The sequence below is a fragment of the Robiginitalea sp. genome, from assembly GCF_049588695.1.
Lineage (GTDB): Bacteria > Bacteroidota > Bacteroidia > Flavobacteriales > Flavobacteriaceae > Robiginitalea.
The window spans coordinates 1-10,585 of record NZ_JBAVZJ010000104.1 but is presented as its reverse complement, the minus strand read 5'-3'; the positions used below and the strand labels follow the sequence as shown (position 1 = coordinate 10,585).

Here is a 10,585-nt window from a genome sequence, read left to right as displayed (position 1 = left end):
AGTTTTTAAAACTAATGAACAGTCTTTAGTTTATTTTCTTGCATTTAAAATTGAAGAGAAAGAAGTTCGGAATCAAAACCAACGTCTCACAAGGACACAATAGCTGCGATAGGCTGCCCCGTATTTTTTTTCCAGTGCTTTCTCCTCGGCTGCAATTTGAAATCGATTCATATACGCCACGAAGAGGGCGGCAAGAATCGTGTTAAAGGCATTTCCAAGGTGTAGGCCCCACGCCAGCAAAAATAAAAGCAATCCGAGATACATCGGGTTTCGACTGAAATTATAAACGCCCTTAACGACCAGTTCCGTGCTCTTTTCCGGATGTTTCGGATCCAGGGTGGTTCCGGCCCTGAGGAATTGAATAACCGCTGAAAAACCGACTACTCCACCCAGGGCCGAACAGATCCATTTGAGCGCGCTCCTCCCAAAAAAGTCAAACTGCCCGAAAGGCAGCCCTTTGGAAAGCAGGAACATCAGACAGCCAAAAAGTATAAATACAAGGGCCGGGGGGAGTTTAAGTTTGTTCACAATTCTGATTTGACCCTGTAAAAATACTACTTTTGAGAAGCTTGTAAAATTCGCCATACCGATGAAGCAAATTGTTTTCGCAACCCACAATTTAAACAAACTGGCAGAGATTCAACCTTTGATCCCCGGCGGCCTGGAAGTTTTGAGTCTGGACCAGATCGGTTGCGTGGAGGCCATCGCCGAAACAGCGACTACCCTGGAAGGAAACGCACAAATTAAGGCGGACTATATCTGGAAGTATTTCAGGCAGGACTGTTTTGCCGATGACACCGGCCTCGAAGTGGAAGCCCTTGAAGGGGCTCCCGGGGTCTATTCCGCCCGTTTTGCAGGCCCTGAGGGCCTGGCGAATGCCAATATGGCCAAACTCCTCAATCTTATGCAGGGGCAGGCTTCCCGAAAGGCGAGATTCCGAACGGTTATTGCCCTGATTCTGGTGGGGAGTGCATACCAATTTGAAGGTGTGGTCGAGGGAAAAATACTGGAAGAACCGCGGGGAGAGGGTGGGTTCGGCTATGACCCCATTTTCCAGCCAGACGGGTCTGAATTGAGCTTTGCTGAAATGACACTTGAAGAAAAAAACAAAATGAGCCATAGGGCAAGGGCCATTGCAAAGCTATGTGCCTTTTTGGAGAATATAATAAGGGATTAATCCCGATCGGATTAAATGCGGTATCTTTGCCGATAAATTGACCGGCTTTCCTCTATTTACGTGGCAATTAAGCACCAGTACGAAACCCAGGCCACCTGTTTCAACAATCCGTAATTGATTAGATCACATCATGCTATCATTTGAATCATTAGGACTCAATGCTCCCCTCTGGGAAGCTGTCCGGGATCTTGGATACGAGAATCCCACCCCCATACAAGCGGAAGTAATTCCCATGCTTTTAGAAAGTGAAACCGACCTGGTGGCACTGGCACAAACCGGTACCGGTAAAACCGCCGCTTTTGGCCTGCCTTTACTTCAAAAAACGGAAGTTGATCAGCGCAAAACCCAGGGGGTAATCCTCTCTCCTACCCGGGAACTCTGTCTTCAGATTACACGGGAATTAAAGAATTACGCCAAAAACCTGCCGGGGCTCGGTATTACTGCAGTCTACGGAGGGGCGAGCATCCGTGATCAGGCCAGGGATATCAGCCGAAATCCACAAATCATTGTCGCCACTCCCGGTCGGATCAAGGATATGATTGGCAGGGGTATGATCAATCTTTCGAGCATCGGGTATTGCATTCTCGACGAGGCGGACGAAATGCTCAATATGGGTTTCTATGAGGACATCAAAGACATCCTCTCGAAAACCCCAAAGGACAAGTCCACCTGGCTGTTTTCGGCTACCATGCCTGGAGAAGTTGCCCGAATTGCAAGGGAATTTATGCACCAGCCCAAAGAGGTAACCGTAGGCACCAAAAACAAAGCCACCGATACGGTTCGCCATGAATACTATACCGTTTCCGGACGACATCGCTACGCGGCCCTGCGGCGTCTTGTAGATGCGCATCCGGGCATTTTTTCGGTCATATTCTGCCGTACCAAGAGAGATACACAGCGGGTTGCGGAGAAGCTTATTGAAGATGGTTACAATGCAGGGGCCCTGCATGGGGATCTGAGTCAAAACCAGCGCGACCTGGTTATGGGGGCTTTCAGAAAAAAACAATCTCAGCTACTCGTGGCTACGGATGTAGCTGCCAGGGGAATCGATGTGGATAATATTACCCACGTGATCCACTATCAGCTTCCCGATGAAACTGAAACCTATACACACCGTAGCGGGAGAACAGGGCGGGCTGGAAAATCCGGGGTTTCCATGGTGATCCTTACGCGTTCCGAAATGCGCAGGGTACGACAAATTGAAAAAATCATCGGCCAGCCTTTAGTTCAGAAAGAATTGCCCGATGGTATGGAGATATGTGAGATCCAACTCTACCATCTCGTGAGCAAGATTAGGGATACCGAGATTAATCCCGCTATAGAAGGTTTCATCCCGGCTATTCGCGATGTTCTCGAGGACCTGAGCCGTGATGAGTTGATTCAGAAGATGGTTTCGGTTGAATTCAGCCGGTTTTTTGAATTCTACAACAAAAACTCAGCATCCCTTTCAGACAGTCCCTCCAAATCCGTGGAGAGTTCGGAAATAGGTAAGGGCCAGGCACGCTACTTTATCAATATAGGGGAGCGCGACGGTTTTGACTGGATGGAACTGAAGGACTTGCTGAAAAAAGAACTCGGGCTGGGAAAGGACGATATTTTTCATGTGGATGTGAAAGATGGTTTTTCATTCTTCAATACCGACTCTGTTTTTACACCCCTGGTTATGGAAACCTTCAGGCGGTTTTCGCTTAAAGGCCGGCCTATTCATGTTGAGATGTCCACTAAACCAAGGGAAGGGGGAAAGGGAGGCTTTCGAAAGAACAAGAAAAAAGGATGGAAGACTTCCGGAAAAGGAGGTAAAAAGACGTTTTCAAAAGGAGGCTCCTTTCGGCAAAAGCAAAAAGCAAAGAAAGCCAATAAAGCTAAAAAGGGATCCAAAGGCCGCCCGGGGAAATAATAGTTAAGGGTATCCAAAAAATCTGGTAGTTGCACTTTTTTTTTACTTTCTTCGCCATGCTTGTGAGGAAGATGGTATGATGCGAATTTCTTTATTACTAATACTCTTGCTCTGCGGTTTCCGCACCATGGCTCAGGACCCGGAAAACACTGCGGGCACCAGGCAGCTGGAGGCTGTTGTGATCAATGCCCAGACCGACCGACCCCTGGAGAGCGTTCACGTCATCAACCTGAACCAGGTTGTAGGAACGATAACAGACCAAAAAGGAACCTTCTCGATCCCCGCAGCCGTCAATGACACGCTTTACATTTCCTATCTCGGGTTTAAACCCCAAAAAATCCGGGTTACCAATGACATGTTTAAATTCCAGGACACGAAAATCTCCCTGACGGAACTCGCCTATGCCCTGGAAGAGGTGATCGTTCAGCCCTATCAGCTTACGGGATATCTCGAAGTGGATGTTAAAAACCTGCCGATCAACAATTCATACCAATACAGCATTTCCGGCCTTGCCGTGAGTTATGAAGGAGGGAGCAAAACCCCGGGTGCGGTATCCAAGGTGCTCGGTGCGATTCTGAATCCGGCAGACCAGCTTCGCAATATATTTGGCCGGCATCCACAGCAGATGAGAAAACTCCGTAAAATAAAAGAGGATGACCGGATACGCGATCTTCTGGCCTCTAAATTCGACCGTACCACCCTTATGGAGCTGCTGCAATTAGAAAAAGTTGATATAGAAGACATCCTAACCAACTGCAATTATTCCAAGTCTTTTCTAATGACAGCCAACGACTTACAGATCCTGGATGCACTCAGCAGCTGCTATGAAGAATACAAGGTGCTGAACCGGACAAATTAAATTTTACTTTTAGGAGGGCATTTTATAGTTTTAGGGAAATTCCTGACTCCATGCGCAGTGTTCTGTATCTCAGCTTTCTCACCCTACTCTTCTGCTCATGCAAACCGGAGGCCTCTAAGTCCGGAGAAGCCGGAAAGAGCCCTGTAAGTATTCAGCCCTCTGCGGAAATCGCCGAAAACGCTGAGGAGACCCCACCGTTTATGTGGGAGGCCGCTACTATCTATTTTTTACTGACAGACCGTTTTAACAATGGTAAAACAGAAAACGATATCAATTTCGACAGGTCCGGCGAAACAGGCCCCCTCCGGGGCTTTATGGGCGGGGATATTGTCGGGATCACTGAGAAAATCGAATCGGGGTACTTCACAGATCTCGGCATAAATGCCATCTGGTTTACCCCCGTCGTAGAACAAATTCACGGGGATACTGATGAAGGGACCGGGAATAGTTATGGATACCACGGGTATTGGGCCAAAGACTGGACTGCCCTCGATCCTAACTTCGGCACCTTTGAGGAATTAAAAACCATGGTTGAGACGGCCCATAGCAAGGGCATACGCATTGTTATGGATGTCGTGCTAAACCATACGGGGCCGGTGACGGATATCGATCCTGCCTGGCCTGAAGATTGGGTACGTCAGGATCCAACCTGTGATTTCTCCAATTATGAAAACACAACCTCGTGCACCCTGGTAGACAATCTGCCTGATATTTACACCGAGAGGGATACTCCCGTGGAGCTCCCGGACGCCTTGCTGGCCAAATGGAAGTCCGAGGGTCGCCTGAGCACTGAGCTGGATGAACTACAGAATTTTTTTAAGCGCACAGGCTATCCGAGAGCGCCCCGCTTTTACATTATCAAATGGCTGACGGACTACGTGAATACTTTGGGGATTGACGGTTTCAGGGTGGATACCGTGAAGCATGCAGACGAAAAAGCATGGGCTGAATTGTATGAACAGGCCGCTTATGCTTTTGAAAACTGGAAACGCATGTACCCGGGGAAAGTTCTGGACGACCTGCCTTTCTATATGGTCGGAGAGGTCTACAATTACGGGGCTTCCAACGGGCGTGAATTTGATTTTGGGGACCGGAAGGTCGATTATTTCGATCATGGATTCCAGGCCCTTATCAACTTCGAACTCAAAACGGATGCCCAAAAGGATTACGAATCCGTCTTTAAAAAGTACAGCTCCCTGCTGCACACCAAACTCAAGGACAAGAGTATCCTGAATTATCTGACCTCCCACGACGACGGGGCACCCTTTGATCCCAAACGACAAAAGGCCTATCGGAGTGCCAACATGTTGTTGCTCACCCCTGGTGCGGCGCAGGTTTATTACGGGGATGAAACCTCAAGGGATTTACAGATTCCCGGCACGGTCGGGGACGCGACCCTGCGCTCATTTATGAACTGGGAGGAACTCGAAACCCTGGATAGTATTCAGGCGGTACATTCGCATTGGCAAAAGCTCGGGCAGTTTCGCAGGGCACATCCCGCGATTGGGGCGGGAAAACATAAACGCCTGACCAAAAACCCGTACGTCTTCAGCCGGACGTACTCCTCGGATTCCCTACGGGATAAGGTGGTCATTGGCCTAGACCTTCCTAAGGGGCAAAAAAGCCTTTCGGTAAAAGGATTTTTCGGGGATGGCACCACCCTTTACGACGCCTATTCGGATACCCGGGCTGTAGTCAATAAAGGCAGGATTGTCCTGGACACTCCCTATGATACGGCCTTACTTGAGGCTATCATGACGGAATAAGTATCCTTTATACAAACCACTTTTACCTGAAGGGAACACCATAATAGATAAGAATATCATCCTGGACCAAGGGCGAATTGATCAGCCTCAGGACACGTGGGACCCTATGGTTGGGGTAAAGACTACCATCAGCCCCTCATCAAGAGTATTACTGAGTTCCTGGATCAACTTCGGGGGTTTCAGAATCGGAAATTCATCTAAAATGGCCTATATTTCACCTATCTGAATGCCTATAAGGTGTCCAGAGACGTCACCATTAATGCCGGTTTCCGCAATTTCCGCTATTGACGCTTTGACGGGGAAGGAGATTCTGAACTGGAAACCCGTGTAAACGTCCATGGAGTTTTTTATAGGGGTTTCTTTAATTTTGAACTGAGTAGTGGGGCTTTGATAGCTTTTATCATCAAATATTTAGCACAATGCAGACTTCCCGTGGCGATGGGTTTCTTTTATACCTTCGTTCAGCCTTTTCCGAAATATTCAGCTTTTTTGTGGCTGTCTTTCTCATCACGCATACCGGTATCCACGCACAGGAAGGCAATTACAAATTTGAGAATTTCGGAAACCAGTCTGTATTGTTAAACGGAAGTGTAACTGGGAGCGTCGCGGACCTGGGGCTAACCTACTATAACCCTGCACGGCTCGGCCTGATAGAGAATCCCTCATTTACGATTGGAGGGAAGGCATACGAATGGTCAAAGTACTACTTTTCAGATGTACTTGAAACCGATAAGGACCTAAGTGCAAACAAGTTTGGCGGGCTTCCGGCAACCCTGGCAGGAACCTTTTCAATTAAAGATTGGCCAGGACATAAATTTGCGTATTCCATAATTTCGAAACAACGGAGCGACGTCCGATTGCGTTATGATTCCGGTTTAATCCCGTTACCCGATGAAGATGAGGTGATCCGGGATAAAGAAGGCCTGACGGAACTTAGCTTCAGGGACCGAATTCGGGATGACTGGTTCGGGATAACCTGGGCATATCCCCTCTCTGAAACCTTAAGTATAGGGGCCTCTATTTTTGCCAGTAGCTATCTGAACAACGGCCAGGGGGACATTCTCATCAACGAAAAGCAGGAAAACAACCAGGTCATAACCTATACAAAACGGGTTGATTTCAGGCAAAGGACTTACGGGGGAGAAATCCGGGTTGCAGCCGCCTGGAAATTAGCAGATGTAGAAATGGGGGTAAACGTCGGTCTGCCCTTCATCCCCGTATACAAAAGTGCTAACCTGAATTTTCAGGAGTCCCTTGCCGGGGCCTCCGGCGATTTGGATTTTATCATTCAGCAAGACTATGGGGATCTGCAGAGCAGCCGAAAGACCGCCACATCTGTCTCTTATGGGGTAGGATTTCCATGGAAGGAACATAAAATCCACCTCAACCTGGACTGGCATGCGGGAGTCAGCTCTTACGACCGAATTGAAATCCCTGAGGAAGCCCTTGAGTACTTTGGTACAAATCCATTCAGGGAAACCCTGAAATCAGTATTGAATTTCAGTGCAGGAGGGGAATTCTATGTTTCCCCCTCCGTGAACATCATTGGAAGCTTCAGCACAGACTTCTCAGCCGCTGAAGAAAGCATCAACCTTTTTGACTTCGTAAACCAAAGTGAGGACGAAATAAATCTTTTGGGTGACATCTGGCATTTCGCCGTGGGTATAGACCTCAACAGGCCCTGGGGTAATATCGTTCTCGGAACGAGCTATGCCCGATCGGGCAGTGAGGTGGGAACTGCCCCGGATATCCCTTTAGATGACCCCCGCCAGATTAAACCAAAAAACATTTCCACAAGTATTAACTACGAGCGCTGGCGGTTTATCATCGGTTTTGAGATCCCGCTAATCATGAAAAAACTGAAGGATCTTCCCATACCTATTAATTAATTCCCAGGAGACAGGATTGGTCCGCCGGGATTTTACTTCCTGGAGTGCAAAGCTATACGGTTGCCTTCAGTATCCGATAGTATTCCCATAAACCCGATGGCCTCGCTAATCTGGGTTTTGGGTTGCATTATTTGCCCTCCCGCTCCTTCCACCCGGTCGAGCACATGCTGTACGTCATCACAGGAGAAGTAGACAACCGGACCCATGGTATCAGAGGGAACGTATGCCCCGCTGTGCCGGACCAAGGAACCTGAAGCCCCGGGTTTCCCATCAGCAAAGGGGAACCAACCCATTAACAGCTCTTTAAACTGGTGCACTTCAATCTCAATTTCGAATATGGATTCGTAAAATTGCTTTGCCCGATCCATGTCAACAACCGGGATTTCAACCCAGCTAATTACATTGTGTTCCATAATTAGGAATTTTAAAATTTTAAATGACCACCACTACCGGATTTGAGCGCCTGTATTTACTCAATACCGGATTTTTGACTGTAATACCGCTTTATAATTTCCTCTGCGGAATGAATTGTCCTACACGTCCAGTCCATTCGCTTTTCGAGCTTATCTGCCTCGCTCAATCCCCAATTGAGATCTGTATTATTAAGCCGTTCCCGCAGCTCCTGCAACAAGATAGCCGCAGCTACAGAGACATTGAGGCTTTTGGTAAAGCCGTACATAGGGATATATACAGCACCATCCGCTTTAGCCAGTACCTCGGGGCTTAATCCTTCTTTCTCAGTTCCGAAGAACAGCGCAGCAGGGGTTTTTAAATCAAAATCCGACATGGATTGGGCATCCGCCCTGGGAACCGTAGCGATGATTCGATATCCCTTTTTCCGCAAGGCATCCATACACGCCTTACTGTTTTGGTGTCGGCGAATATCCACCCATTGTTGGGCACCCATAGCTATGTTTTTGTCTAACCTCCTGCCAAATCGCCCTTCGATCAAATGCGCCTCCTGTAACCCAAAAGCATCGCAGGAACGAATCACGGCGCTTGCGTTGTGCATCTGGTAGACATCTTCCAGGGCCACCGTGAGAAAACGGGTTCTCTTTGAGAGGATCTTCAAAAAAAGGGCTCTTCTCCTGGGGGTAATGAGTCCCTCGAGGTACTCTAATAAATCGATATCAAGCGTTGACTTGGAATCCATACTTTGCTAAATTTAGCAAAAACAAGCATGCCCGACACCCCCTTACCGGTTTCCGGTCGATGTGCACCTGTTAAACACGGCTGTAGAAGTCTAATCCATCCGGACACATGAAAAAAATTGTAGTACTCAGCGGCGCTGGAATGAGCGCCGACAGCGGAATAAATACTTTCCGCGACAGCGGTGGCCTATGGGAAGGCCACGATGTGATGGAAGTCGCTTCTCCGGAGGGGTTTCGAAGGAACCCGGACCTGGTGTTGGATTTCTACAATCAACGCCGTCGGCAACTTTTCGAAGTGGATCCCAACGCAGGACATCGAATTCTTGCCAGTTTGGAATCTCATTTCGAGGTTCAGATCATTACACAGAATGTAGACGATCTCCATGAGCGGGCCGGAAGTTCACAGGTGCTCCATTTACATGGAGAGCTTCTCAAAGCGAGGAGCACAGGACCCAATCAGCGTGTTTATCCCTGGAAAACAGATCTGGGTCCTGGAGACTCCTGCGAAGAAGGATATCCCCTCCGACCAGATATAGTTTGGTTTGGGGAGGCCGTACCCCTTCTTGGGACGGCCGCCGAATGGGTGATGGATGCCGAAATCCTTATAGTTGTGGGTACTTCACTTCAGGTTTATCCTGCAGCAGGTCTTTTGGGGTATAAACAACCCGGGGTGCCGCTATATCTAATCGACCCGAATCCGAGTTTGAGGGCCGGTGACATTGATATGCTCCATATACTACCGGAAAGGGCAGCCACAGGACTGCCTATTTTGGCAAATCAGCTAATTGATACATGGCGCGGGAGCGATTCGCCCAATCCATAATCGCCTTCCGTTCCATCTCCGTAAGGCGAGCCCCTTCATGGGTCCAGGTGTATTCATTCAGCGGCATTTCTTCGGATTCTACCGTTTCAATCACCTCTTCTAATTTATGGTCCTTTTTTTTATCGCTGTACTGTGTCCATTCAGCAAAATTCAAATGCTCCCGGCCTTCTTCAACATGATCGGCGATCCACCAGGATACGGGCGCTACTTCATTGTACCACGGATATTCTGTCCTGTTGCTGTGGCAGTCAAAGCAACTCGATTTCAATAGGGATTCCACCTGGGCAGGCGGATTTGTCTCCACCAGAAATGGTTGGAGATCATTCGTTTCCGCCCTGTTCTTTTCCGGCCGGTAGAGCTGCAGTCCCAAAAACAAAATCAATAAGGTCCATCCTATTTTTTTCCCTAATTTCATATGGTCCAAAATTTTCCCCCTAAAGTAAACCAACGGCTTTGAAATCCCAACTAAAACTTGAACTGGATTATGTAGATGCGAGCCGGGAATGCCGAAACAATATGGCAGACAAGGTCCTCTCATCCCCTCACTTGTTCCGTCCCCTGCTCGAAATCGCCCTGGAAACCCATTCGGATCTGGGGAGCCGGGCCAGTTGGATTGTAGAATTTGCCTTTAAGAAAAAACCCGAAATCCTGTACCCTCATCTGGACTTCTTTACCGGTGGAATCGGAAATCTCAAAATGGAGTCTTCCATCAGACCGATGGCTAAAATTTGCGAACTGCTTACCCTTACGCATTACAAAAGAAAAAATAATGAGAAAGGACTCCTCTCCCCTTTGCACCGGGAGCAAATAACAGCCGCGTGTTTTGACTGGCTGATCAATGCTGAAAAGGTGGCTCCCAAGGCATATAGTATGCAAACCCTTGCCTTACTCGGGCAGGATACAGAATGGATACACCCCGAGCTCCAAGCAGTGCTGGAGCAGGGATACGCCGGCGGTTCGGCAGGCTATAAAGCCAGGGCCCGCCGAATACTCAAAAATCTCAATTAAACCCTTATTCTACCC

General features: G+C 48.3%; 11 protein-coding genes. 7 read left to right on the top strand and 4 right to left on the bottom strand.

All coding sequences use genetic code 11. From position 1 onward, the window contains the following. Positions 1-72 precede the first annotated feature (72 nt). A complete protein-coding gene (locus WBV75_RS02285; RefSeq protein WP_424119037.1) occupies positions 73-528 on the bottom strand; it encodes a methyltransferase family protein in 456 nt (151 codons plus the stop codon). Between the two features lie 61 nt (positions 529-589). Between WBV75_RS02285 and WBV75_RS02280 the strand changes: the two genes are divergently transcribed. The 5 genes from WBV75_RS02280 (at position 590) to WBV75_RS02260 (ending at position 7,588) form a co-directional block, all read left to right on the top strand. Beyond that, a complete protein-coding gene (locus tag WBV75_RS02280; protein ID WP_424119036.1) occupies positions 590-1,177 on the top strand; it encodes a non-canonical purine NTP diphosphatase in 588 nt (195 codons plus the stop codon). Between the two features lie 130 nt (positions 1,178-1,307). Then, positions 1,308-3,074, top strand: coding sequence for a DEAD/DEAH box helicase (locus tag WBV75_RS02275; RefSeq protein WP_424119035.1), 1,767 nt, complete (start codon positions 1,308-1,310; stop codon positions 3,072-3,074). 79 nt (positions 3,075-3,153) lie between these two features. Next, positions 3,154-3,933, top strand: coding sequence for a carboxypeptidase-like regulatory domain-containing protein (locus WBV75_RS02270; RefSeq protein ID WP_424119038.1), 780 nt, complete (start codon positions 3,154-3,156; stop codon positions 3,931-3,933). 50 nt (positions 3,934-3,983) lie between these two features. Continuing rightward, positions 3,984-5,699 carry an alpha-amylase family glycosyl hydrolase gene (locus WBV75_RS02265; protein ID WP_424119034.1) on the top strand — a complete coding sequence of 572 codons (1,716 nt, stop codon included), beginning with the start codon at positions 3,984-3,986 and terminating at the stop codon, positions 5,697-5,699. A gap of 419 nt (positions 5,700-6,118) precedes the next feature. After that, on the top strand, positions 6,119-7,588 hold the full coding sequence (locus tag WBV75_RS02260; RefSeq protein WP_424119033.1) for a hypothetical protein: 1,470 nt from the start codon (positions 6,119-6,121) through the stop codon (positions 7,586-7,588). 32 nt (positions 7,589-7,620) lie between these two features. On the opposite strand, the gene WBV75_RS02255 is transcribed toward WBV75_RS02260, so the two are convergent. Both WBV75_RS02255 and WBV75_RS02250 read right to left on the bottom strand, forming a co-directional pair. After that, entirely contained in the window at positions 7,621-8,001 is a 381-nt protein-coding gene (locus WBV75_RS02255; protein WP_424119032.1) for a VOC family protein, read from the bottom strand. 56 nt (positions 8,002-8,057) lie between these two features. Beyond that, the gene (locus WBV75_RS02250; RefSeq protein WP_424119031.1) at positions 8,058-8,741 is read right to left on the bottom strand and encodes a TrmH family RNA methyltransferase; all 684 of its coding nucleotides are present in this window, start codon (positions 8,739-8,741) and stop codon (positions 8,058-8,060) included. A 107-nt stretch (positions 8,742-8,848) separates the two neighbouring features. Between WBV75_RS02250 and WBV75_RS02245 the strand changes: the two genes are divergently transcribed. Continuing rightward, entirely contained in the window at positions 8,849-9,562 is a 714-nt protein-coding gene (locus tag WBV75_RS02245) for an SIR2 family NAD-dependent protein deacylase (protein WP_424119030.1), read from the top strand. On the opposite strand, the gene WBV75_RS02240 is transcribed toward WBV75_RS02245, so the two are convergent. After that, complete coding sequence (locus tag WBV75_RS02240; protein WP_424119029.1) at positions 9,504-9,977, bottom strand: heme-binding domain-containing protein; 474 nt, start codon at positions 9,975-9,977, stop codon at positions 9,504-9,506. The genes WBV75_RS02245 and WBV75_RS02240 overlap by 59 nt on opposite strands. Before the next feature lie 38 nt (positions 9,978-10,015). On the opposite strand from WBV75_RS02240, the gene WBV75_RS02235 reads away from it, so the two are divergent. After that, positions 10,016-10,570 (top strand): adenylosuccinate lyase, encoded by a 555-nt coding sequence (locus WBV75_RS02235; RefSeq protein ID WP_424119028.1) that lies wholly within the window; start codon positions 10,016-10,018, stop codon positions 10,568-10,570. Positions 10,571-10,585 lie beyond the last annotated feature (15 nt).